Genomic DNA, 23,141 nt, shown 5'->3' on the forward strand with positions numbered 1-23,141 from the left:
GCTCAGGGCTCCGGAACCACGGTGCGCGAGAGGACGTCGCGGAGCGTGGCGGTGTCGCAACTCGGCGCCTGGGCGAGGACCGCCGCCTCGTCGAACGCCCCGCACGCCAGACCGCGCAGGACCACCGTCGCGAGCGCCTGGGCGGTGGCCGGTTCGTCCATCACCCCGCCGCCCTGGCGGTCGAGGTAGGCCTGCAACCGGGTGGCGGCGGCGGTCAGCGCGTCGCGGTAGAAGTCGAACGTCGCGAGCCAGCGGGTGATCAGGTGCCCCGGGTGCATGTCCCATCCCTGGTAGTACCCGCGTTCGAGCGACCGGGTGACGAGCCGGTAGTGCCGGGCGAGCGCGCCGCGGATCTCGTCGTCGGTGCCCGCCGGGACCACCTGGGTGGACCCGTCGCACACCCAGACCCCGGTCTGCGCCGCCGCCACCAGCATCACGGACTTCGCGTGGTCGGCGACCGGGTGCTCGAGCGACTGGAATCGCGACGCGATCCCGCAGGCCGCGCTGTAGTCGTAAGTGCCGTAGTGCAATCCGGTGCACCGGCCGTCGGCGAGGTGGATGGCCTTCGCGACGGTCACGCTGCCGTCCGGGCCGAGCACGGCCTGCGGGCTCTCGATCTGCAACTCGAAGAGCAGCGTGTGGTCGGGAAGACCGTACGCGCGCTCGAGTTCCTCGCACAACGCGACGACGGCGGTGACCTGTTGGGCGGCACGAAGTTTCGGGACGGTGAACACGAAGCCGTCGGGAACGCCGCCCGCACCTTCGAGCACGAGTTCGAGGGTCCGGATCCCGCGACGGCGCTCGTGCGGAGCCAGGCCCTTGGCCCGGATCCCCAGCGACCGCGGCCCGGCCGGGTCGGCCGAGAGCGTTCGCAGCGTGCGCCCCGCCTCCAGCGCGGTGGCGTCCTCCACGTCGTCGCTCCGCCAGCCGAAGCCGTCCTCGAAGTCGATCCGCAGATCCATGACCGGACGGTGTTCGAGCATCGCGCGGACGTCGGGAAGCGCACCGGTCGTGCCGATTTCGGTCAGCGCATCGGTGTGCCTGTCCAGCAGTTCGACAGCCTGATCGCCCCACACCCTCGGGGTGTCCGGTCCCGCGTCCGCCGCACTCACATAGACCGTGTGAATGGGCTGCGCTCGCTGCCGATCGCCCGGAAACGCGTCCGCGAGGTCGGTGTCGACGGGGTCGAGGAGTGCGTCGACGCGGTCGAAACTGCTGTCGGGGAGACGGCTGAGGTACTGGGGGTTCACGTCACGATTTTGGCAGAAATGGGGGATTCGCGTCGTCCACCCGCTCGCCCGATGTCACCTCGGTCCCGTCCGGCGGCACCGCGGTGACATTCGCTCAGGCCGTCGCGCCGCGCAGAAACGACTCGACGGCGCGGGCCAGTTGCCGCACGCTGCGTTCGGTGCCGGGTTCGAGACCGTCGAGGGATCGGGCGCCCATGAAACGGTCGAAGACCAGGCCCTCGACGACGCTGACGAAGTCGGCGCCCGCATCGCCGGGGTCGGCGACGCCGAGGGCCTCGAACAGTGCGGTGGCGCGGGCGCGGGAGAACAGGCACGTCGCGAGCAGTGCGTGCAGTTCCGCGTCGCCGGACAATTCGATGGTGAGGGCGTGCCGCGCGACGAGGTCGTCGCGGCGGGTGTGCAGCAACCGGTCGAGGGACCGGGCCACGTCCTCGGCCAGGGACGACAGGTCGAGGGGCGGCGGTGCGGCGTTCTCGAATTCGTGGCGCGAGCGGTCGGTGAGCCGGCGTACCGCGGATTCGACGAGGGCGCGCCGGGTGCGGAAGTAGTACGACGTGGAACCGCCCGGCAGGCCGAGGCGGCGGTCGACGGCCCGGTGCGTCAGGGCGCGCATGCCGTCGCGCGCGATGATCGTGATCGCCGCGTCGGCAATCTGCTCACGCCGTTCGGGCACGGTGTCTGCCTCCTCACATCGGCTTGTCGCCCGCGACTCTACATTCGTAGTGTTTCCTCTATGGATGTAGAGGTGCTGCTGGACGACGAACAGCGTGCGGCCGCGGCGGTCCTGCGCGAGACCGCCGACGGTTTGGATAACGACCGGTCCGCGGTCCGCGGCGTCTACCTGTGGGGACCGGTCGGGCGAGGCAAGACCTGGTTGATGGACGGCTTCTTCCGATCGGCGCCGGGGCCGAAGCGGCGGGTTCACTTCCACGACTTCTTCCGGGGACTCCACGCCGACGCGCACGAACTGGGATCCATCGACCTCGCCGTCGACGCGGCACTCGGCGACGTCCGGTTGCTGTGCTTCGACGAATTCCACCTCCACGACGTCGGCGACGCGATGCTGGTGGCGCGACTGCTGAAGGCGCTGTTCGCCCGCGGAATCACGCTGGTGGTCACGTCGAACTATCCCCCCGGCGGCCTGCTGCCCAACCCGCTGTTCCATCACCTGTTCGCGCCGACGATCGCCGTGCTGGAACAGCATCTGACGGTGGTGGAGGTCGCGGGGCCGGTCGACTATCGCACCGTGACGACCGCCGAGGGCGGGTTCGGGCCCGGACGGTTCACCGGCGCCGCCGAGACCGAGCGTCCGGACCTCCGCGAGCGTGTTGTGCTGCCGGTCGGCACACGCACCGTGACGGCGTCGGCGGTGCGGGACCGGACCGTGTGGTTCGACTTCCGGGCCCTGTGCGACACCCCGACCACGCCCGCCGACTACCTCGACCTGTCGGCCCGGTTCCCGTGCTGGGTGATCACCGGGGTGCCGCGACTGCGGGACGTCGGCGCGGAGACCGTGCGGCGGTTCGCGAACGTCGTCGACGTGCTGTACGACCGGGGGACAGCGCTGACCGTTGTCGCGGACGTGCCGTGGGACGACCTGTTCGCCGGACTCGGGGACATGCTCGACGTGGATCGCCTGGTGAGCCGGTTGTCGACGCTGCGCCGATGACCGTCGCCGAGGCGGACCCGGGGGTCGGCCTCGGCGACGGGGAATCGATCAGACGTACCGGCTGTACGCGGGCAGGTCCAACTGGCCGTTGCCGGACAGTCCGATGACCACGACCTCCGGTTCGGTGACCGTGCGGGCGTGCGCGATGGCCGCGGCCACACCGTGCGTGGATTCCGGTGCGGGGATGATGCCTTCGGCGCGGGCGAAGAGTAGGCCGGCCTCGAGTGCGTCGTCCTGTTCGATCGCCGTCGCCTCCATCAGGCCGAGCGCGACGGCGTGCGAGACCATCGGCGACATGCCGTGGTACCGCAGGCCACCCGCGTGGATCGCGGGCGGAACGAAGTCGTTGCCCAGCGTGTACATCTTCAGGAGCGGGGTCAGGCCGGCGACGTCGCCGAAGTCGTAGCGGTACTCGCCCTGCGTGAGGGACGGGCAGGCCGCCGGCTCACAGGCGACGAGGCGCGTGGTGGTGCCCTCCCGCAGGTTGCGGCCGAGGAACGGGAACGTCAGCCCCGCGAGATTGGAACCGCCACCGGCGCAACCGAACACCGTGTGCGCGACGGGCTCGCCGGCGTCCTCCAGCTGCGCCATGGCCTCCTGGCCGATCACGGTCTGGTGGAGCATGACGTGGTTGAGGACGCTGCCCAGCGAGTAGTGGGCGCGGGGGTCGCCCGCGGCCACCTCGACGGCCTCGCTGATCGCCATGCCCAGCGACCCCGTGGTGTCGGGGTGCTCTGCGAGCATCGCCCGTCCGGCCTCGGTGAGGTCGGACGGCGACGGATGGCAGATGCCGCCGTAGGCCTCCATCTGGAGGCGGCGGTAGGGCTTCGCGTCGAACGAGGCCCGCACCTGCCACACCTCCACCTCGAGCCCGAGCAATGCGCCGGCGAACGACAGCGACGCGCCCCATTGGCCGGCGCCGGTCTCGGTGGTGAGCTTGGTGGTTCCCTCGAGGGCGTTGTAGTACGCCTGCGCCACAGCCGTATTCGGCTTGTGCGAGCCGACGGGACTCACACCCTCGTACTTGTAGTAGATCCGTGCGGGCGTACCGAGAACCCGCTCCAGCCGGTGCGCGCGCACCAGCGGCGACGGACGCCACATCCCGTAGATCTCCCGGACCGTGTCCGGGATCTCGATGTAACGGTCGGTCGCCACTTCCTGCTCGATGAGGCTCGCGGGAAACAGCGGAGCCAGATCCTCCGGGCCCAGCGGCTCCCGGGTTCCGGGATGCAGATGCGGCGGAACGGGTTCCGGAAGATCCGCCGCCAGGTTGTACCAATGCGTGGGCACGGCCGACGGAACCGCAACCCCCAGGGGTTCCAGTGATCGCGACAATTCGGCTCCGGTAACCGGGGAGGTGGTCAAGTAACTCTCCTTCGTGGATGGATACGTCCGGAACATGCTGCGCCGTCCGCCGCCGTGAACGGGTGATTTTCCCCGCCCCCGCGTGTCACGATGGAAGGGCAACTCGGGAGTGGAGGATGCCGGACCGTCGGGTGAGAAGCAGGGTCGTCCACACGGTCGCCCTGCTGGCGGCCGTCGTGGCGGTCACGTTCGCGGCCAGGGTGGTCCCCGCGCCCGACACCCCCGCGACACCGACGGAACCGGGCGCCGGGGCGACGCGGGCGTTGGTCGTCCTCTCCGCGGTCGCGGTCGTCGTCGCGGCGGTCGCGCTGGCGTCCGCCGTCCGCGGCGGTCGGCCTCGTGTCGCCCCGGAACCGCCGTCGCTGGGTCCCACCGGCAGCACCGGAGTGTCGGTGTCGCGCCGGCACCTGGTCGGGTGGGCGGCATTCGCCGCGCTCCTGGTGGCGACGGTGCTCGTCGCCGGATCGATCGGTGGCAGCAACTCACCGGACCGTACGCCGTCCCCGGCGAGCCCGACCGCCGACGACGACGGTGCCGCTCGATCCGGCGACACCGCGCCCATCGAGACGAGTCCGCCGTCCGGCGAGGTCGGCGCGACGCGGGAGGACCTCACGGAATTGTGGACCGCGGCAGCGATTGCCGGACCAGTACTGGTGACGCTGCTGATCCTCGGCGCCGCGGCGCGGCGTCCTGTCCGGGCCCGGGCCGAGGCGTGGACGGCGGCGCGTGCCGGCGTCGTCGCGGGCACCTCGCAGTCCTTGGCCCGCGCGGCTGAGGAAGGCCTCGCCGTGGTCGTCGCCCCGGATCTGCCGCCGCGCGAGGCCATCATCGCCAGCTACGTCGCGATGGAAGATGCGCTACGCGGCGCGCCGGGCGCCGAGCCCCGCGACTCGGACACACCGTCCGAAGTGCTGGCCCGCGCAGTGCAACTCGGTGTCCTGCGCTTCGAGGCCGCGGCGCCGCTCGTGCGGCTGTTCTCCGAGGCGAGGTTCAGCCTGCATCCGATGGACGAACGTCATCGCGACGAGGCGGCGGATCTGCTCAGGCGGGTGCGGGGCGACCTCGGGAGCGACACGTGTTCGCCGTCGCAGTAGTCGGGGTGGGGGCGGTGCTGGCCGTGGAGGTCCCGCTGGTGGCGGCGGGCCGGTACAGCGCGGCCGTCCTGGTCGCGGGTGTGGTGACGGCACTGGTGCTCTTCGAGATTCGACGGCGCCTCGCACCCGAGGAACCGGGCGACCTCCCGTCGGGGGCGGTGGCGGAACGGGCCGAGGCGATGGCCCGCTGGGTGGCGCGGACCGAGACGCTGATCAGCTGGGCCGACGGCACCCGCGGCGACTGGGACCACCATCTGCGCCCGCTCCTCGCGCGTGAATTCCAGCAGTCGACCGGACAGCGGCAGGGGCGTGACCCGGCCGATGTCACGGCGGCGGGTGAGGTGTTCTTCGGCGACCTGTGGCAGTGGGTCGATCCCGACGGCATACAGCGCACCGACCGGACCGCACCCGGTCCGGGTCGCGACGTGCTCGACCGGATCCTGCGACGACTGGAGTTGCTGTGACGATGCCCGCCGAGGTCACCACCGCGCGCGCCCACGCGGTGCTGACCGAGGTCGAACGGGCGGTGGTCGGCAAGCACGACGAACTCACGTCGATCCTGCTCGCGGTGCTGGCGGGCGGGCACGTGCTCATCGAGGACCTGCCGGGGCTCGGAAAAACCTTGGTGGCACGATCTTTCGCTGCCGCGCTCGGGCTCGACTTCACCCGGGTCCAGTTCACCCCCGACCTGCTGCCCGCCGACCTGCTCGGCGCCACCATCTACGACATGCCGTCGGGCCGCTTCGAGTTTCGTCCGGGTCCGATCTTCACGAATCTGCTCCTCGCCGACGAGATCAACCGCACCCCGCCCAAGACCCAGGCGGCGCTGCTCGAGGCGATGGCTGAGGGACAGGTCAGCGTCGACGGCACCACCCGGACGCTGCCGCGCCCGTTCGTCGTGCTCGCCACCGACAACCCCATCGAGTACGAGGGCACGTACCCGTTACCCGAGGCGCAACTCGACCGGTTCGCGCTCCGACTGCGACTCGGGTATCTCACCGAGGACGACGAGCACGAGATGCTGCGTCGACGGCTGGATCGGGGATCGGCGCCCGTCGAGATCCGGCAGGTGGTCGACGCCGCCGACCTCCTCGCGATGCGCGAATCGCTCGAGCAGGTCAGCGTCCACCACGACGTGCTCGGATACGTCGTCGCGCTCGCGAACGCCACCCGCCATCACCCGCAGGTCGAGGTCGGGGCGAGTCCCCGCGCGGAACTCGACCTCGTCCAGCTGGCGCGGGCCCGCGCCCTTCTCTCCGGCCGCGACTTCGTCATTCCCGAGGACATCAAGGCGCTGGCCGTTCCCGCTGTCGCGCACCGCATCAGCCTGCGCCCGGAGATGTGGGTGCGCCGGATCCGGAGCGACGACGTCCTCGCGGAACTGCTGCGCCGCCTCCCGGCACCGAGGGCACGATGACGGAGCACCCGCTGGCCTGGCGGGCGTCGCCTGCCGCCCTCGCGCTGGCGACGTGCGCGGCCGTGGCACTGACCGTGGGAGTCGTGGGGCGCTGGTGGGAACTGGTGGTCTTCGCCGCTCCGATGCTCGGCGCGCTCGGCGCGGTGACGTGGCTGCCGCGACCGGCGACCCGTGTGCGGGTCGAGACGCCCGATGGCGCGCTGCGGTGTTTCGAATCCGAGTCCGTGCGGTTCTCGGTGCAGGTGAGAGCGTGCGGCGGTGCGGCGGAACTCACGGTGACACCGGCGGAGTCCGACAGCTATACGGTCGAGCAGGGCGGCGACGGCGACTATCTTGTGTCGGCGCACCGGTGGGGTCGGTACAAACCCGCACTGATCGTCACCGCACACGCCGGCGGCGGCCTGCTGACGGCGACCGTGCGGGTGCCCGTCGCCGAGTTGCGGATCTTTCCGCTCGCGCCGCCGATGCCGACTCCGCTTCCGCACGCCCCGCTTCCGGATCGCATCGGAGCGCACCGGACTCGACGGTACGGTTCGGGGGTCGAGTTCGGCGACATCCGGCCGCACGCCCCTGGCGATCCGCTGCGCAGCGTCAACTGGCCCGTGAGTGCCCGGCGCGGCCGGCTCCACGTGACCGAGCGGATCATGGACCGCGCCGCGGATGTCGTCGCGGTACTCGACACCACCCCGCAGGCGCCGGGGCCCGCGTCGGAGAGCCTGCACCGGATCGTCCGCGGGGCTACACAGGTGGTGCAGTCGGCGTTGCAGCGCGGTGATCGCGCCGGGGTGGTCGCCAGCGGACTGCGGCTGCGATGGCTCGGCGCCGACATCGGGCGCAGGCAGTTCTACCGGATCCTCGACACCGTCCTCGACTCGGAGGCCGGAGCCTCCGAAGGCACATTGGTCCCGCGGGTCGCGTTGCCGCCGAGGGCGGTGGTCATCGCGTTCTCCACCATGCTGGACACCAATTTCGCACTGGCGCTGCTGGAATTGAGGCGACGCGGGCACGTCGTCGTCGCAGTGGACGTACTCCGCGGCCCCCCGTTCGAGCACGAACTCGACCCGATGACGGCACGGATGTGGCGGCTCGAACGCCGCAACATGTACCGGAACATGGGTGTTCTCGGGGTCCCGGTGGTGGCATGGGACGACGATTCCGCGCTGGATCTGGCGCTGGCCCTCGCGGATCGGGCCCGCAGGCCGTCGGGGGCGCTCCGATGAGAGGGGTGGCCGTGATCGCGGTGCAGGCGGCGCTGGTCGCACTCGTCCTGGGCAGTGCGTCCGCGTTCGCGGCGGCTGCCGCGGGTGTCGCGGCGACGGTTCTGCTGCTCGTCGCGTACACCGGTGTCGCACCGGGAGTGCCGACGCTCCTGCTGGGCGCGGTCGTCGCCGGGGCGGCAGCGAGTCTGGCGGCGACACTCCCCGACGGGCCGGCGTGGTCGTCCCTGCTCGTGCCGGGCGCGGTGGTGCTGCTGTTCGTGGTCGCGGTGTGGCCGTACGCGCGGCGCTCCGGGTCGTCGGCCGAACCTCAGAACCGCCGGATGCTGTAGATGTGGAACTGCGACAGCGGCGCCAGACCGACCGGCACGCCGCGTCCGTACGCATTGAACACCTGACCGAAGCCCGCGTAGATACCGATGTGCGACGCGTCGTCGTTGAGCACCACGATGTCGCCGGGAGCCAGGGCCCACAGCGGGATGGGTGCACCGACCTCGGCCTGCTCCCACGTGGTCCGGGGCAGATTCACTCCCGCCTGCCGGAACGCCCACTGCACCAAACCCGAGCAGTCCCACGCGTCCGGGCCCGTCCCACCCCACAGATAGGGCTTGCCCGTCTGGGTGACTGCCGCCGCGAGCGCGGCCAACCCGGTCGGCGTGGGAATGGGTGTCGGGAGTACGGACGAACCCATCGAACTGCCGCCGGTGCTGCCGCTGTCGGAACTGCCGGCGACCGGTGCGGCGTTCGCCGGAAGCGCGACCAGTGCGGTCGCGCAGAACGCGAGGGCACCGGCAACGGCGGCACGCCGCACGGGACGGAGAGGCCTGTGCTGGGACACGACGTCCCCCCTTTGTTCGCTCCTGCTCGTGCGTTTTGCTACTGCTCCGAGAGCCGTGGAACCGCCCCGACCATCGGCTGACACGGCTCGATGAGGTCACGGAAAGCGTACAAAGTGTTGCGGCGTCGTGCCCGGCAATTGCGAATATCCGTCCGAACTGGGCACATTCGGGTCAAATTCGGGTAACTGTCACCCCTGCACCAGGGTCAGCACCACGTCGGCCAGCGCCGGCGCATGATCGCGCTCGGGAACCGTGGCGGAGATGAGGAGCCTGCCCTCGTCCTTCCAGATCCGGGTGTGCAGCGTCTCGCCCGGAAACACCACGCCCGCGAACCGGACGCGGAACCCCGCCACCTGCGACGCGTCCGCGTCGAGGACCGTGTCGACCGCGGCCTTGCACACCATTCCGTAGGTGCAGAGGCCGTGCAGAATCGGTGCGGGAAACCCTGCGGCGGAGGCGAACTTCGGGTCGGAATGCAGGGGATTGCGGTCGCCGCACATCCGGTACATCAGCGCCTGCTGCGGCAGCACGGGGGAGTCGACCTCCGCGTCGGCGGGACGGTCGGGCAGCGTGACGGACGTCGACGGTCCGCGCTCACCGCCGAAGCCGCCCTCACCGCGGGCGAAGATGGACGAGCGCCCCGTCCACAGGGGAGTGCCGTCGAGGTCGGTGGTGGTCGATTCCTGCACGATGACGGCGGCCTTGCCCTTGTCCCACACCTCGGCGATGCGGGTGGTGGTGCGGGCCTTGCCCTCCGGAGGGATCGGCCGGTGCACGGTCACGTCCTGGCTGCCGTGGACCACCTTCGCGAGGTCGATCTCGACTCCCGGGAACGATACGCTCGGCGCCGCGGTGGCATGAAAGTTCGCGGCGACGGTGGCGAACGTGGGGAGCACCTGCGGTGTCCCGTCGGTCAGATACCGCAACTCCTTCTCGTCGAGCGGACGTGATCCGGCGCCGAGTGCGAGGTGGTAGTGCTGCACGTCGGAACTGGTCCAGGAGAATTCCTGGGTGGGCAGTTCGGCTCCGATGGCGATATCCGGATCAATGGGCATTGGTGGGATCTCCGGTCAGCTCGGCCTGTTCGGATTTTGCGAGGATGTCGAGGACGGCGAGATAGCCGAACGTCATCGCCGGACCGATGGTCGCTCCGGGGCCCGCGTAGGTGTGGCCCATCACCGGGCCGCTGGCATTGCCCACCGCGTACAGGTTCTCGATGCTGCTGCCGTCCTCCCTCAGGACGCGGGCGTGGCGGTCGGTGCGGAGGCCGCCCTTGGTCCCGAGGTCGCCCGGGACCATCTTGACGGCGAAGAACGGCGCCTTCTCGAGCGCGCCCAGGCTGGGGTTCGGCTTGTTGCGGGGATCCCCGTAATAGTGGTCGTAGCCGCTCTCGCCTCGGCCGAAGTCCTCGTCCTTGCCGGTCCGGGCGAAAGTGTTGAAACGCGAGACCGTTTCGGTGAGTGCGTCGACGGGGACACCGATCTTCCCGGCGAGTTCGGCGACGGTGCCCGCCTCGACGACGACTCCGGCCTTCAGCCAGCGACCGGGGAACGGGGACCGCGGGGTGAGGCCGGCGAACGCGTACCGGTCGCGGTACCGCTGGTCGAGGACGAGCCAGCACGGAACGTTCTCGCCCGGACCGTCGCCCTGCCCGTACGCGCCGCCGTACATCGCGTGCGTCGCCTCGACGTACGGAGCCGACTCATTGACGAACCGCGTGCCGGATTCGTTGATCATGATGCAGCCGGGCAGGCTCCGCTCGGACAGCGCGAACCATGGGCCCCCGGTGAGTGGGATCGACGGACCCCACCAGGCGTCCTCCATCAAATCGAGCGCGGCACCGAGCTTTTCACCCGCCCAGATGCCGTCGCCGGTGTTGGCCTTGGCGCCGACGGTCCACTCCGTGCCGATCGGGGCGCGTTGATACTTCTTGCGGGCCTCGTCGTTGTGCTCGAATCCGCCCGACGCGATCACGACGCCGCGGCGCGCCCGGAACACCTGCGGCTGCCCGTCGACCGTGGCGGCGACACCGCGGACCACGCCGTCCTCCACGTAGAGGTCGGTGAGCGGGGTGTCGAGCAGGATCGGGACGCCCGCGGCCTTCAACCCGGCCTGCAGTCCCGCGACGAGCGCCTGACCGCGGACGAGCAGCCGTTTGCCGGTGAGCTTCGCGCCGAGGAACCGGAGCCCGACCCGCGCGGCCCGCAGCGGACCGCGCGGGTTGCGCATCAGCAGGTTCAGCCACCGGTAATCGGCCTGGGTGATCACGAAATTCGACGGAGCCTTGACGTAATCGGGTTCGAGTTTCGCGAGGTCGGCACCGAGTTTCCGGCCGTCGAACGGTGTCGGCTCGACGGACCGTCCGCCGAGCCGTCCGCCGGGGGCCTCGGGGTAGTAGTCGGAATATTCGGGCACCCACTGCAGCTTCAGCGGGCTGTTCTTCAGCACGAACGACAGCATCTCGGGGCCACGGTCGATGTAGGCGTCGATGCGGTCCTTCGGGACGACGTCGCCGATGATGCTGTGCAGGTAGGTCCGGGCGGCGTCGGTGGTGTCGTCGACTCCCGCGGCGATCAGCGCCTCGTTGTTGGGGATCCACACGCCACCGCCGGAGCGCGCGGTCGAGCCGCCGAAGTGCGCTGCCTTTTCCAGGATGACGACGCTCAGTCCCTTGTGGGCCGCGGTCAGGGCAGCGGTCATCCCACCGGCACCGCTCCCGACGACCACGATGTCGTATTCGTGCTTGCTCATGTAGAACACGTTATAGAATGATGGGGTTGTCAGTCCATCGTTTCTGCCAGGAAGTATTACTGACGCCAACAAACAAGAACGAAACACGTTGCAGTGAAAACCGGTGGGCGTGCGCACGCAAACGAACTTCTGGGAAGGTCCTCACACCATGCTCTCGACGCAACTACGCACCGAGTTGGCGGATCAGCTCGACGCTGCCGAACGCGGCCGGGCCCCCATCGGCCCCCTGACCGCGGACCACCCCGACATCGACGTCGTCGACGCCTACGAAATCCAGCTGATCAACATCCGCCGCCGGTTGCAGGACGGGGCGAAGGTCGTCGGGCACAAGGTCGGCCTGTCATCCCTTGCGATGCAGCAGATGATGGGTGTCGACGAACCCGACTACGGTCACCTGCTCGCCGACATGGAGGTGTTCGAGGACCAGCCCGTCGACACCGCGCGGTTCTGCTTCCCGCGCGTGGAGGTCGAGGTCGCGTTCGTGCTCGGCGCCGACCTCCCCGGGGCCGGCTGCACCGAGCAGGACGTCCTGGACGCCACTGTGGCGTTCGCGCCGTCCATCGAACTGATCGACAGCCGGATCACCGATTGGAAGATCACCCTGCCCGACACGATCGCCGACAACGCGTCGTCCGCCGGTTTCGTGCTCGGCAAGAACCGGGTGCGGCCGACGGACATCGACATCAAGGCCATCGACGCCGTCCTGACGAGCAACGGTGAGACCAAGGCCGAGGGCCGCAGCGACGCCGTGCTCGGCAACCCGGTGACCGCCGTCGCCTGGCTCGCGCAGAAGGTCGAGAGCTTCGGCGTCCGGTTGAAGGCCGGTGACATCGTGCTGCCCGGCTCCTGCACCCGCGCCATCGACGCGCACCCGGGCGATCACTTCCGCGCCGAGTTCAGTGGGCTCGGAACCGTATCCCTGCAGTTCAAGTAGGAGATTGTTCATGACCAAGGCAAGTGTGGCGATCGTCGGCTCGGGCAACATCAGCACCGACCTGCTCTACAAGCTGCAGCGATCCGAATGGCTCGAACCCCGGTGGATGATCGGGATCGACCCCGCGAGCGAGGGCCTCGCGCGGGCCCGCACGATGGGACTGGAGACCTCGGCCGAGGGGGTCGACTGGTTGCTGAACCTGCCGGAGAAGCCGGACCTCGTGTTCGAGGCGACGTCCGCTTACGTCCACCGGGAGGCCGCACCCCGGTACGAGGCCGCGGGTATCCGCGCCGTCGACCTGACCCCCGCCGCCGTCGGACCTGCCGTGGTCCCGCCGGCCAACCTGCGCGAACACCTCGGCGCCCCCAACATCAACATGATCACGTGCGGCGGGCAGGCCACGATCCCGATCGTGTACGCGGTCTCCCGCGTCGTCGACGTGCCCTACGCCGAGATCGTCGCCTCGGTGGCGTCCGTGTCCGCGGGCCCGGGCACCCGCGCCAACATCGACGAGTTCACCAAGACCACCAGCCGCGGCATCGAGACCATCGGCGGAGCGCAGCGCGGCAAGGCCATCATCATCCTCAACCCGGCCGACCCGCCGATGATCATGCGCGACACCATCTTCTGCGCGATCCCCGAGGACGCCGACCGCGCCGCCGTCACCGATTCCATCCACCGCGTCGTCGCGGACATCCAGCAATACGTCCCCGGCTACCGGCTGCTCAACGAACCGCAGTTCGACGACCCGAGCGTCGTGTCGGGCGGGCAGGCGACGGTCACGACGTTCGTCGAGGTCGAGGGCGCAGGCGACTTCCTGCCGCCGTATGCGGGCAACCTCGACATCATGACCGCGGCGGCAACCAAGGTGGGCGAGGAGATCGCCCAGAAGCTCCTGAGTGTGGAGGCATGAGCACTATGGTCCATTTCGACCCCAGCTGGGACATCCGCGTCACCGACACCTCGCTGCGGGACGGTTCGCATCACAAGCGGCACCAGTTCACCGGTGACGAGGTCCAGGCCATCGTCGGTGCGCTCGACGGCGCCGGGGTCCCGGTCATCGAGGTGACGCACGGCGACGGACTGGGCGGGTCCTCGTTCAACTACGGGTTCTCGAAGGTGCCGGAGCAGGAACTCATCTCGATCGCCGTCGACACGGCGAAGAACGCGAAGATCGCCTTCCTGATGCTGCCGGGGCTCGGTATCAAGGACGACATCATCGTCGCGCAGGACAACGGCGCCTCCATCTGCCGCATCGCCACGCACTGCACCGAGGCGGACGTGTCTATCCAGCACTTCGGGCTGGCCCGCGACCGCGGTCTCGAGACCGTCGGCTTCCTGATGATGGCGCATTCGATCTCCCCGGAGAAGCTCGCCCAGCAGGCCCGCATCATGGCCGACGCCGGCTGCCAGTGCGTGTATGTCGTCGACTCCGCGGGCGCCCTCGTGCTCGAGCAGGTGTCCGATCGCGTCGAGGCGCTGGTGCAGGAACTCGGCACCGATGCCCAGGTGGGTTTCCACGGTCACGAGAACCTCGGACTCGGTGTGGCCAACTCGATTGCCGCCATCCGGGCCGGTGCCAAGCAGATCGACGGCAGCACACGGCGATTCGGAGCCGGCGCCGGAAACGCGCCGGTCGAGGCGATCGTCGGCGTGTGCGACAAGATCGGCGTCAAGACGGGCATCGACTTCTTCGCGATCGCCGACGCCGCCGAGGACGTGGTGCGTCCGGCGATGCCCGCCGAATGTCTCCTCGACCGGCAGGCGCTGATGATGGGGTACGCCGGCGTCTACTCGAGCTTCCTCAAGCACGCCGAACGCCAGGCCGAACGGTACGGCGTCTCGTCCGCCGAACTCCTCGTCCGCGCGGGCAAGCGCAAACTCGTCGGCGGCCAGGAAGATCAGCTCATCGACATTGCCCTCGAACTGCAGCGCGAGCGCCCGTGAGTACTTGTTAACCGCCGGACGTTAACAAGTACTCACGGGTCAGCGGGCGGTCTCCCACAGCCCGACGACGTTGCCTTCCGAGTCGGTGAAGTATGCGGCGAAACCCATGTTCCCGACGGGGGTCCTGCCGGTGACGGTTTTCCCGCCGAGGGATTCGATCTTCGCGAGGGCGGCGTCGATGCTCTCGACGTCGACGGTGACCACGGGGGACGTCACCTCCCCGCGCTGCATCATGCCGCCGTTGATGTACCCCGGTTCGTCGGGCATACCGCTCTCGCCGACCGGTCCGGTGCTGACCATGCTGTAGTCCATGTCGGGGATCTCGGCGATGGCCCACCCGAACGCGTCCCGGTAGAACGTTCGTGCGCGGTCACCGTCGTCGAAGGGGATCTCGAAATGCACGATTCGGCCTGTCATGGGACGCCTCCGGTTCGGCGGGGAACCGCCGTATCCGACGGCACATCCAGCCTATGCGCCCAATGTGACATTCGTGCAGACAGAAGGCACGAATGTCACATCGGGCGACGTGTCCGGGCGGACGGCGCCGACGACTATTCGACGTGATCCCGCACGTCGATGAACCCCTCCATCACCGCGTGGTTGATGCTGTCCCACAGTCGCGGGCACCCTTCCCGGAGCGCGGTGGACTGTCCCTCGCCGACGGCGTCCCGGAAGGTCGGGCACGTCTTCGCGGGGTCGTCCGTCCACTGGACGCTCGTGTGCTTAAGGCTGTTCTTGCGCACCAGCACACAGGTTCCGCACGTACGGCACTCGACTTCGTTCATTCCGTCGTCGAGGTAATTGGCCTTGTCGGCCACCGTCTGCGCATGAATGGCCTCGAGCCGAGCAGGCTGCCCGGCGAAGTCGGGAGCTTTAGCCCATTCGGTCGAGGCACTCATCATCAGACCTGCGCTTCCGTACTCTCGCGTTCGGCCTTCTGACGGGCCAGGTTCTCCTCGACTTCGTGCTGCCAGGCCTCGTTGGCCTTGGTGGTGTCGACCTCGAATTCGAAGCGTTGCGTCATCTTGTCGGTGACGTCGGCGACGTCGACGTAGAACTGGTCGTACCAGCGTCGCAGCTGGTACACCGGCCCGTCCTCGTCGCAGAGCAGGGGGTTGTCGATCTTGGTCTTGTTCTTCCAGATCTCGACGTCCTGCAGGAAGCCCTCGGCGATGCCCTCGGTGAACTTCGCGGCCAGTTTGTCGGCCGTCACGTCGTCGATGCCGGTCGGCTTCTTGACGGTGACGCCGTACTGGAGCATGAACGAATTGTTCGTCACCGGATAGTGGCAGTTGATCAGGACGCTCTCGACCTCGTACCCGCCGTAGCTGTTCCACAGCGGATTGATCATGTAGGACGGGCCGTAGTACGCGGCCTCGGAGCGCAGCAGCGATTCCATGCCGTACTGCGTCGCCATCCCGACGTCGGGGCGGCCCTTCGTGTTGAGGTACTGCGTGGCGATGTGGCCTTCGAAGACGTTCTTGAAGTAGGTCGGGAACGCGTAGTGGATGTAGAAGAAATGCGCCATGTCGACGACGTTGTCGATGATCTCGCGGCAGTTGGAGCCCTCGATGAGCATCGAGTTCCAGGTCCAGTCGGTCCATTCGTCGCTGTACGCGCCCTCGATGCGGGGGATGGTCACGTTCTCCGGCGGGGGATTGCCCTCCGGGTCGTTCCAGACGAACAGCTGACCGTTCTGCTCGAGGGTGAGCCACGCGCGGGTGCGGGCGATCGGGGGAACCCGGCGCGCGTACGGGATGCTGGTGCACTTGCCGTTGCCGCCCCAGCGCCAGTCGTGGAACGGGCAGGCGACGGAATCGCCCTTCACGGTGCCCTGCGACAGATCCCCGCCCATGTGACGGCAGTACGCGTCCAGAACCTTCAGCTCGCCCTTGCTGTCGGCGAAGACGACGAGTTTGGTGCCGAATGCCTCGATCGAATGCGGTTTGCCGTCCTTGAACGTCTTGGTCAAACCGAGGCAGTGCCAACCACGCGCGAAGCGGGTCTGGACCGTGCCCACATCGATCTCGCGAATCTGCGCCATTGTGCCCTCACATCCCTTCATGCTGTTAGTAGAACACGTTATAGAACTTCGCCGAGATCCGCCAGATTTCTGAGGGCTTTCTTCCAGACCTGGGCCGTCAAACAGCGGCTTTGCCGGTATCTCGACATAAAAGGGAACGTGTTCTAGTCTCAGAAGACAAGTGAACCATCGAAGGAGACAGGAGCGTCCTGTGGGTGACCATGACAGTCACGAGGTGATGCAGCGGCTCGACGCACTACTGCCGACGCTGCGAGAGCGTGCGCAGGAGACCGAGGATCTCCGTCGCATCCCCGACGATTCCATGAAGGCGCTGCAGGAGACCGGATTCTTCCGGTTGCTCCAGCCCGAACAGTGGGGTGGTTACCAGGCCGATCCGGTGCTTTTCTACTCCGCGGTGCGGAAGATCGCGAGCGCCTGCGGTTCCACGGGGTGGGTCTCGTCGATCATCGGTGTCCACAACTGGCATCTCGCCCTCTTCTCACAGCAGGCGCAGGAAGACGTGTGGGGCAACGACACCGACGTCCGCATCTCGTCGTCGTACGCGCCGATGGGTGCCGGTCAGGTCGTCGAGGGCGGATACACGGTGAACGGCGCCTGGGCGTGGTCCTCCGGCTGCGACCATGCCACCTGGGCGGTCCTCGGCGGTCCCGTCATCAAGGACGGCCGCCCCGTCGACTTCGTGAGCTTCCTGATCCCCCGCGAGGACTATCGGATCGACGACGTGTGGAACGTGGTTGGGCTCCGCGGAACCGGAAGCAACACCGTGGTGGTCGAGGACGTGTTCGTCCCGACGCATCGCGTCCTCAGCTTCAAGGCGATGAGCACCCTCACCGCTCCCGGGCTCGAGCGCAACTCCGCGCCCGTCTACAAGATGCCCTGGGGGACAATCCATCCCACTACCATCTCTGCGCCGATCGTCGGAATGGCCTACGGCGCCTACGACGCGCACGTCGAGCACCAGGGCAAGCGCGTGCGCGCGGCGTTCGCCGGCGAGAAGGCGAAGGACGACCCGTTCGCCAAGGTCCGCATCGCCGAGGCGTCGAGCGACATCGACGCCGCCTGGCGTCAGCTGTCCGGCAACGTCGCCGACGAATTCGCGCTGCTCGTCGCCGGGGCGGAAGTGCCGTTCGAACTGCGACTGCGCGCCCGCCGCGACCAGGTGCGGGCCACCGGCCGGGCCATTTCGTCCATCGACAAACTGTTCGAGAGCTCGGGGGCCACCGCGCTGGCCAACGGGACTCCGCTGCAACGCTTCTGGCGAGACGCGCACGCGGGACGCGTCCACGCCGCCAACGATCCGGAACGCGCCTATGTCATGTACGGCACCGGCGAATTCGGTCTGCCCATCACGGACACGATGGTCTAGGAGAACACGTGACGACGACCGAAGAAGCTCTCACGTTCGAGTCCACCTCGAAGTTCGCCCAGGTGCGGCCCGACCTGAGGTTGCATTACCACGAGGCCGGAGTCGGCAACGACACCACGATCGTGCTGCTGCACGGTGGCGGACCGGGTGCGTCGTCGTGGTCGAACTTCGCGCGGAACATTCCGGTTCTCGCCGGCAAGTTCCACGTGCTGGCCGTCGACCAGCCGGGATACGGGTTGTCGGACAAGCCGACCGAGCATCCGCAGTACTTCGTGCACAGTGCATCCGCGCTGAAGGATCTGCTCGACACCCTCGGTGTCAGCGGACGCGTCCATCTCCTGGGGAACTCTCTCGGGGGCGGTGCCGCCGTGCGTTTCGCGCTCGACTACCCGGACCGCGCCGGCCGGCTGGTGCTCATGGGTCCGGGCGGGCTGAGTGTCAACCTGTTCGCGCCCGACCCGACCGAGGGCGTCAAGAACCTCGGCAAGTTCGGCTACCAGCCCACCCGGGAGAACCTCGAGGCGTTCCTGCGCATCATGGTGTTCGACCAGAAGCTGATCACCGACGAACTGATCGACGAACGCTTCGCCGCCGCAAGCACTCCCGAATCGCTCGCCGCCGCCAAGGCGATGGGAAAGTCGTTCTCGTCGGCCGACTTCGAGCTCGGCATGTTGTGGCGCGACGCGTACAAGCTGCGCCAGCGGGTGCTGCTGATCTGGGGTCGCGAAGACCGGGTCAACCCGCTCGACGGGGCGCTCGTCGCTCTCAAGCTGATCCCGCGGGCGCAGTTGCACGTCTTCGGCGGGTGTGGACACTGGGCGCAGCTGGAGAAGTTCGACGAGTTCAACCGTCTGGCAACCGATTTCCTCCTGGACGGGGGCAAGTAATGAGTATTCGTTCGCTGGCGTACATGCGCATCGAGGCCACCGACATGGCCGCGTGGCGTGAATACGGTCTCAAGGTGCTCGGCATGGTCGAGGGCAAGGGCTCCGACCCGGACGCCCTCTATCTGCGGATGGACGACTTCCCGGCGCGCCTCGTGATCGTCCCCGGGGAACACGACCGGTTGTCGGTGTCGGGCTGGGAGACGGCCAACGCCGCGGAGTTGCAGGAGGTGCGCGACAACCTGTCGGCGGCGGGTGTCGCGTTCAAGGAGGGCACGGCGGAGCAATTGCAGGACCGCCGGGTCGACGAACTGATCACGTTCGAGGACCCGTCCGGCAACACGCTCGAGGCGTTCCACGGCGCCGCACTCGAACACCGCCGCGTGGTCAGCCCGTACGGGCACAAGTTCGTCACCGGCGAGCAGGGCCTCGGGCACGTCGTCCTCTCGACCACCGACGACGAGGCGTCGCTGCACTTCTACCGCGACGTGCTCGGCTTCCGTCTGCGCGACTCGATGCGGTTGCCGCCGCAGATGGTCGGGCGGCCCGCGGACGGCAAGCCGGCGTGGTTGCGGTTCTTCGGCTGCAATCCGCGGCACCACAGCCTCGCGTTCCTGCCGATGCCCACGCCCAGCGGCATCGTGCACCTGATGATCGAGGTCGAGAATTCCGACGACGTCGGACTGTGCCTCGACCGCGCGCTCCGCAAGAAGGTCAAGATGTCGGCCACACTCGGCCGCCACGTCAACGACCTGATGCTGTCGTTCTACATGAAGACGCCCGGCGGTTTCGACGTCGAATTCGGTTGCGAAGGACGTCAGGTGGAGGACGACAGCTGGATTGCGCGGGAGAGCACGGCGGTCAGCCTGTGGGGTCACGACTTCAGCGTGGGGATGCAGCCGTGAGTGGGGTGACCGGGGACGGGGCCGTCGCGGCCGAGGCGATCGATCCGCGACGGTTCCGGACGGTGCTCGGCCAGTTCTGCACCGGCGTCACCATCATCACCACCATCGACGACGGCGAACCGGTGGGGTTCGCGTGTCAGTCGTTCGCCGCGCTGTCGCTCGAACCCCCGCTGGTGCTGTTCTGCCCGACCAAGACGTCGCGGTCGTGGGCGGCGATCGAGCGGAGTGGCGCGTTCTGCGTCAATGTGCTTGCGGAGGAACAGCAGTCGACGTGTGCGCGCTTCGGCTCCCGCGACCCGGACAAGTTCGCCGGCATCGACTGGACGGAGTCGCCGCTGGGCTCGCCGATCCTCACCGGTTCGCTCGCCCACATCGACTGCTCGCTCGAGAGCGTGCACGACGGCGGCGATCACTGGGTGGTGTTCGGCCGGGTCTCCTCCCTGAGCGAGATCAGGGAGGAGCGTCCGCTGCTGTTCTACCGCGGCCAGTACACCGGCATCGAACCGGACAAGACGGTGCCCGCGCCGTGGCGCGACGACCTCGAGGCGTTCCTCACCACGTCCTCGGAGGACACCTGGCTCTAGGTTCTAGACGGCGACACCGATGTACTTCGTCTCGAGGAATTCGTCGATGCCGGTGGCCCCGCCCTCGCGTCCGAGCCCGGATTCCTTCACCCCGCCGAACGGCGCCGCCGGGTTCGACACCACACCCTGGTTGAGTCCGACCATGCCCGATTCCAGTGCCTCGCATACGCGGATGCCGCGCTTGAGGCTCTCGGTGTACACGTAGGCCACCAGCCCGTACGGGGTGTCGTTGGCCCGCTCGACGGCCTCGGTCTCGGTCTCGAACGTGCTGATCGCGGCCACGGGACCGAAGATTTCGTTGTGGCACATCTCGGCGTCGTCGGGCACACCCGTCAGGACCGTCGCCGGGTAGAAGTTGCCCGGGCGGTCGAGTGCCGCGCCGCCGGTGAGCACCGACGCCCCGCGGTCGACGGCATCCGCGACGAGACTGCTCACCTTCGCGACGGCGGCCTCGTCGATGAGCGGTCCGACCACGACGCCGTCCTCGGTGCCGCGCCCGACGGGCAGGGCCTCCATCCGCTGCGTGAGTTTGCGCGTGAACTCTTCGGCGACCGAACTGTGCACGAGGATGCGGTTTGCGGCGGTGCAGGCCTGGCCGATGTTGCGCATCTTCGCGGCCATCGCGCCGTCGACGGCGTCGTCGAGGTTGGCGTCGTCGAAGACGAGGAACGGTGCGTTGCCGCCGAGTTCCATGGACGTGCGCATGACGGTGCGGGCGCACAGTTCGAGCAGATGCTTCCCGACCTTGGTGGAGCCGGTGAACGACAGCTTGCGGGCCCGGCCGTCGAGAATCAGGGGAGTGATGACCTCGTCCGGGCTGGACGTGGTGACGACGTTGACGACGCCGTCCGGCAGTCCGGCCTCGGTGAGGATGTCGGCGAGCGCCAGGATCGACAGCGGCGTCTGCGCTGCCGGTTTGATGACGGACGTGCACCCGGCGGCGATCGCGGGCCCGATCTTGCGGGTGCCCATCGCCATCGGGAAGTTCCACGGGGTGATGAGCAGGCTCGGCCCGACGGGCTGTTTGGTGACGAGGAACCGCGACCCGCCGCCCGGCGCCGTCGTGTACCCGCCGTCGATGCGGACCGCCTCCTCGGAAAACCAGCGGAAGAACTCTGCGGCGTAGGCGATCTCGCCGCGCGCCTCCGCGAGAGGCTTGCCCATTTCGAGCGTCATGACGAGCGCGAGACGGTCGACGTTCTCGAGCAGTAACCGGTGCGCGTTCATCAGGATGACGCTGCGTTCGCGGGGGGTGGTGGCCGCCCACGACGGTTGCGCCGCGACCGCCGCGTCCAACGCCTCGCGGGCCTCCGCCGCGTCGGCGTCCGCGACCGTGCACAGGATCTGTCCGGTCGACGGGTCGTGGACCGGCATGGTGCGGGCGCTGTCGCGCCATTTGCCGCCGATGAACAGGCCGGTCCGGACCGATCCGATTGCTGCTTCCTCGAGCATGATTACTCCCGATTCGCCGTTGCCGTGATGACGTGGCCCATGTTATACAGATTGTTGACAATCTGACAATGCACATTTCCGACATTCGGCGGTATCTACGCGTGGGAGGGTTCTCGTGACTCGGTTATCTCCACTGCTCGCACAGGCCACACCCGTGACGGTCGATCACGGTGAAGGCTGCTACCTCTACGGCACCGACGGTCGGCGCTATCTCGACTTCACCGCGGGCATCGGCGTCACCAGCACCGGCCACTGCCATCCCCACGTCGTGGAGGCCGCGCGCAGACAGGTCGGCTCCCTCATCCACGGCCAGTACACGACGGTCATGCACCAGCCGATGCTCGAACTGGTCGACCGTCTGGGGTCGGTGCTGCCGGAGGGCCTCGACTCGCTGTTCTTCGCGAACTCGGGGAGTGAGGCCGTCGAGGCGTCGCTCCGACTGTCGCGGCAGGCGACCGGCCGCCCCAACGTCATCGTCTTCCACGGCGGTTTCCACGGACGCACGGTCGCGACGGCGACGATGACCACGTCCGGCACCCGGTTCTCGGCCGGCTTCAGCCCGCTCATGGGCGGCGTGCACGTGGCCCCGTTCCCCAACGCCTACCGCTACGGCTGGTCCGAGGAGGAGGCGACCGCGTTCGCGCTCAAGGAACTCGACTACATCTTCGCGACGCTCACCGCGCCGAACGAGACGGCGGCATTCGTGGTCGAACCGGTTCTCGGCGAGGGTGGGTACGTGCCCGGCAACACCACGTTCTTCCAGGGACTCCGCGAGCGCGCCGACAAGTACGGCATCCTGCTCGTCATCGATGAGATCCAGACCGGGTTCGGACGCACCGGCAAGTTCTTCGGCCACCAGCACTTCGACGTCCGGCCCGACATCATCACCATCGCCAAGGGCCTGGCCAGCGGCTTCCCGCTGTCGGGCATCGCGGCGTCCGAGGAACTCATGGCCAAGGGCTGGCCGGGGTCGCAGGGCGGGACGTACGGCGGCAATGCCGTCTCCTGCGCGGCCGCGGTCGCGACGCTCGAGGTGATCGAGAAGGAAGACCTGGTGGCCAACGCCGCCGCACGCGGCATCCAGTTGCTCGAGGGCGCCCGCCGGAAAGCCATCGACGGGATCGGCGACGTCCGCGGCCTCGGACTGCTGGTGGGCAGCGAATTCACCGCCGCCGACGGCACCGCGGACCGCGCGAAAGCGGCTGCGGCGCAGCAACTGGCCGCGAAGAAGGGGCTGCTGCTGTTGACCTGCGGTGCCCACATGAACGTGGTACGGATGATTCCACCGCTCATCGTCACGTCGGAACAGATCGAGGACGCCCTGACCGTCTGGTCCGAGGTGCTCGACGAAGTGTGACCCGCACCTGTGAGTACTTGTTAACCGCGGGCGGTTAACAAGTACTCACAGGCTCCGAAGGAGGCA

General features: G+C 68.4%; 24 protein-coding genes. 14 read left to right on the plus strand and 10 right to left on the minus strand.

Translation table 11 applies throughout. The annotated features are described in order from the left end of the window. Positions 1-2: 2 nt before the first annotated feature. Together ACFTWF_RS19385 and ACFTWF_RS19390 are read right to left on the minus strand one after the other, a co-directional pair. On the minus strand, positions 3-1,250 hold the full coding sequence (locus tag ACFTWF_RS19385; protein WP_378462800.1) for a DUF6986 family protein: 1,248 nt from the start codon (positions 1,248-1,250) through the stop codon (positions 3-5). 94 nt (positions 1,251-1,344) lie between these two features. Then, positions 1,345-1,923, minus strand: a complete 579-nt coding sequence (locus tag ACFTWF_RS19390; RefSeq protein WP_378462801.1) for a TetR/AcrR family transcriptional regulator — start codon at positions 1,921-1,923, stop codon at positions 1,345-1,347. A gap of 78 nt (positions 1,924-2,001) precedes the next feature. Between ACFTWF_RS19390 and zapE the strand changes: the two genes are divergently transcribed. Continuing rightward, positions 2,002-2,919 (plus strand): cell division protein ZapE, encoded by a 918-nt coding sequence (gene zapE, locus ACFTWF_RS19395; RefSeq protein ID WP_378462901.1) that lies wholly within the window; start codon positions 2,002-2,004, stop codon positions 2,917-2,919. Between the two features lie 48 nt (positions 2,920-2,967). Here the strand turns inward: zapE and ACFTWF_RS19400 are convergent, their stop codons facing one another. Next, positions 2,968-4,284: a TrpB-like pyridoxal phosphate-dependent enzyme gene (locus tag ACFTWF_RS19400; RefSeq protein ID WP_378462802.1), complete on the minus strand. Its 1,317-nt coding sequence runs from the start codon at positions 4,282-4,284 to the stop codon at positions 2,968-2,970. A 131-nt stretch (positions 4,285-4,415) separates the two neighbouring features. On the opposite strand from ACFTWF_RS19400, the gene ACFTWF_RS19405 reads away from it, so the two are divergent. From ACFTWF_RS19405 to ACFTWF_RS19425, 5 genes are read left to right on the plus strand one after another with little or no spacing between them, the layout of a single operon-like run. Then, positions 4,416-5,378 (plus strand): DUF4129 domain-containing protein, encoded by a 963-nt coding sequence (locus ACFTWF_RS19405; protein ID WP_378462803.1) that lies wholly within the window; start codon positions 4,416-4,418, stop codon positions 5,376-5,378. Next, positions 5,360-5,842 carry a hypothetical protein gene (locus ACFTWF_RS19410; RefSeq protein ID WP_378462804.1) on the plus strand — a complete coding sequence of 161 codons (483 nt, stop codon included), beginning with the start codon at positions 5,360-5,362 and terminating at the stop codon, positions 5,840-5,842. Before ACFTWF_RS19405 ends, ACFTWF_RS19410 begins: the two co-directional genes overlap by 19 nt. Beyond that, entirely contained in the window at positions 5,839-6,795 is a 957-nt protein-coding gene (locus tag ACFTWF_RS19415) for an AAA family ATPase (protein WP_378462805.1), read from the plus strand. Before ACFTWF_RS19410 ends, ACFTWF_RS19415 begins: the two co-directional genes overlap by 4 nt. Next, positions 6,792-8,015 (plus strand): DUF58 domain-containing protein, encoded by a 1,224-nt coding sequence (locus ACFTWF_RS19420; RefSeq protein WP_378462806.1) that lies wholly within the window; start codon positions 6,792-6,794, stop codon positions 8,013-8,015. Before ACFTWF_RS19415 ends, ACFTWF_RS19420 begins: the two co-directional genes overlap by 4 nt. Then, positions 8,012-8,344 (plus strand): hypothetical protein, encoded by a 333-nt coding sequence (locus ACFTWF_RS19425; RefSeq protein ID WP_378462807.1) that lies wholly within the window; start codon positions 8,012-8,014, stop codon positions 8,342-8,344. Before ACFTWF_RS19420 ends, ACFTWF_RS19425 begins: the two co-directional genes overlap by 4 nt. Here ACFTWF_RS19425 and ACFTWF_RS19430 read toward each other — a convergent pair. The 3 genes from ACFTWF_RS19430 to kstD all read right to left on the minus strand — a co-directional run bounded on the left by ACFTWF_RS19430 (position 8,323) and on the right by kstD (position 11,602). Continuing rightward, positions 8,323-8,850, minus strand: coding sequence for an NlpC/P60 family protein (locus tag ACFTWF_RS19430; RefSeq protein ID WP_378462808.1), 528 nt, complete (start codon positions 8,848-8,850; stop codon positions 8,323-8,325). The genes ACFTWF_RS19425 and ACFTWF_RS19430 overlap by 22 nt on opposite strands. Before the next feature lie 189 nt (positions 8,851-9,039). Further along, the gene (locus ACFTWF_RS19435; protein WP_378462809.1) at positions 9,040-9,906 is read right to left on the minus strand and encodes a MaoC/PaaZ C-terminal domain-containing protein; all 867 of its coding nucleotides are present in this window, start codon (positions 9,904-9,906) and stop codon (positions 9,040-9,042) included. Beyond that, positions 9,896-11,602 carry a 3-oxosteroid 1-dehydrogenase gene (gene kstD / locus ACFTWF_RS19440; protein ID WP_378462810.1) on the minus strand — a complete coding sequence of 569 codons (1,707 nt, stop codon included), beginning with the start codon at positions 11,600-11,602 and terminating at the stop codon, positions 9,896-9,898. The genes ACFTWF_RS19435 and kstD overlap by 11 nt, the downstream gene beginning before the upstream one ends. Before the next feature lie 148 nt (positions 11,603-11,750). On the opposite strand from kstD, the gene ACFTWF_RS19445 reads away from it, so the two are divergent. From ACFTWF_RS19445 to dmpG, 3 genes are read left to right on the plus strand one after another with little or no spacing between them, the layout of a single operon-like run. Further along, entirely contained in the window at positions 11,751-12,536 is a 786-nt protein-coding gene (locus ACFTWF_RS19445) for a 2-keto-4-pentenoate hydratase (RefSeq protein WP_378462811.1), read from the plus strand. Between the two features lie 10 nt (positions 12,537-12,546). Beyond that, the gene (locus tag ACFTWF_RS19450) at positions 12,547-13,449 is read left to right on the plus strand and encodes an acetaldehyde dehydrogenase (acetylating) (protein ID WP_378462812.1); all 903 of its coding nucleotides are present in this window, start codon (positions 12,547-12,549) and stop codon (positions 13,447-13,449) included. Beyond that, the gene (gene dmpG, locus ACFTWF_RS19455; RefSeq protein ID WP_378462813.1) at positions 13,446-14,483 is read left to right on the plus strand and encodes a 4-hydroxy-2-oxovalerate aldolase; all 1,038 of its coding nucleotides are present in this window, start codon (positions 13,446-13,448) and stop codon (positions 14,481-14,483) included. Before ACFTWF_RS19450 ends, dmpG begins: the two co-directional genes overlap by 4 nt. A 39-nt stretch (positions 14,484-14,522) precedes the next feature. Here the strand turns inward: dmpG and ACFTWF_RS19460 are convergent, their stop codons facing one another. The 3 genes from ACFTWF_RS19460 to ACFTWF_RS19470 form a co-directional block, all read right to left on the minus strand. Beyond that, positions 14,523-14,900: a VOC family protein gene (locus ACFTWF_RS19460; protein ID WP_185727345.1), complete on the minus strand. Its 378-nt coding sequence runs from the start codon at positions 14,898-14,900 to the stop codon at positions 14,523-14,525. A gap of 134 nt (positions 14,901-15,034) precedes the next feature. Then, a complete protein-coding gene (locus ACFTWF_RS19465; RefSeq protein WP_378462902.1) occupies positions 15,035-15,382 on the minus strand; it encodes a hypothetical protein in 348 nt (115 codons plus the stop codon). A gap of 2 nt (positions 15,383-15,384) precedes the next feature. Then, on the minus strand, positions 15,385-16,527 hold the full coding sequence (locus tag ACFTWF_RS19470; protein ID WP_378462814.1) for a Rieske 2Fe-2S domain-containing protein: 1,143 nt from the start codon (positions 16,525-16,527) through the stop codon (positions 15,385-15,387). Between the two features lie 190 nt (positions 16,528-16,717). Between ACFTWF_RS19470 and hsaA the strand changes: the two genes are divergently transcribed. The 4 genes from hsaA to hsaB are packed head-to-tail and all read left to right on the plus strand — an operon-like array spanning position 16,718 to position 20,266. Then, positions 16,718-17,893: a 3-hydroxy-9,10-secoandrosta-1,3,5(10)-triene-9,17-dione monooxygenase oxygenase subunit gene (hsaA, locus tag ACFTWF_RS19475; protein ID WP_378462815.1), complete on the plus strand. Its 1,176-nt coding sequence runs from the start codon at positions 16,718-16,720 to the stop codon at positions 17,891-17,893. Positions 17,894-17,901: 8 nt separating this feature from the next. Next, complete coding sequence (hsaD, locus tag ACFTWF_RS19480) at positions 17,902-18,780, plus strand: 4,5:9,10-diseco-3-hydroxy-5,9,17-trioxoandrosta-1(10),2-diene-4-oate hydrolase (protein ID WP_378462816.1); 879 nt, start codon at positions 17,902-17,904, stop codon at positions 18,778-18,780. Next, positions 18,780-19,682: an iron-dependent extradiol dioxygenase HsaC gene (hsaC, locus tag ACFTWF_RS19485; protein ID WP_378462817.1), complete on the plus strand. Its 903-nt coding sequence runs from the start codon at positions 18,780-18,782 to the stop codon at positions 19,680-19,682. Before hsaD ends, hsaC begins: the two co-directional genes overlap by 1 nt. Beyond that, positions 19,679-20,266, plus strand: coding sequence for a 3-hydroxy-9,10-secoandrosta-1,3,5(10)-triene-9,17-dione monooxygenase reductase subunit (hsaB, locus tag ACFTWF_RS19490; RefSeq protein WP_378462818.1), 588 nt, complete (start codon positions 19,679-19,681; stop codon positions 20,264-20,266). Before hsaC ends, hsaB begins: the two co-directional genes overlap by 4 nt. A 3-nt stretch (positions 20,267-20,269) precedes the next feature. Here the strand turns inward: hsaB and ACFTWF_RS19495 are convergent, their stop codons facing one another. Further along, on the minus strand, positions 20,270-21,718 hold the full coding sequence (locus tag ACFTWF_RS19495) for an NAD-dependent succinate-semialdehyde dehydrogenase (RefSeq protein WP_378462819.1): 1,449 nt from the start codon (positions 21,716-21,718) through the stop codon (positions 20,270-20,272). A 115-nt stretch (positions 21,719-21,833) separates the two neighbouring features. Between ACFTWF_RS19495 and ACFTWF_RS19500 the strand changes: the two genes are divergently transcribed. Continuing rightward, positions 21,834-23,075, plus strand: a complete 1,242-nt coding sequence (locus ACFTWF_RS19500; protein WP_378462820.1) for an aspartate aminotransferase family protein — start codon at positions 21,834-21,836, stop codon at positions 23,073-23,075. Positions 23,076-23,141: the final 66 nt, after the last annotated feature.

Origin of the sequence: Rhodococcus sp. NPDC056960, assembly GCF_042674125.1 — a bacterium.
Taxonomy (GTDB): Bacteria; Actinomycetota; Actinomycetes; order Mycobacteriales; family Mycobacteriaceae; genus Rhodococcus_F.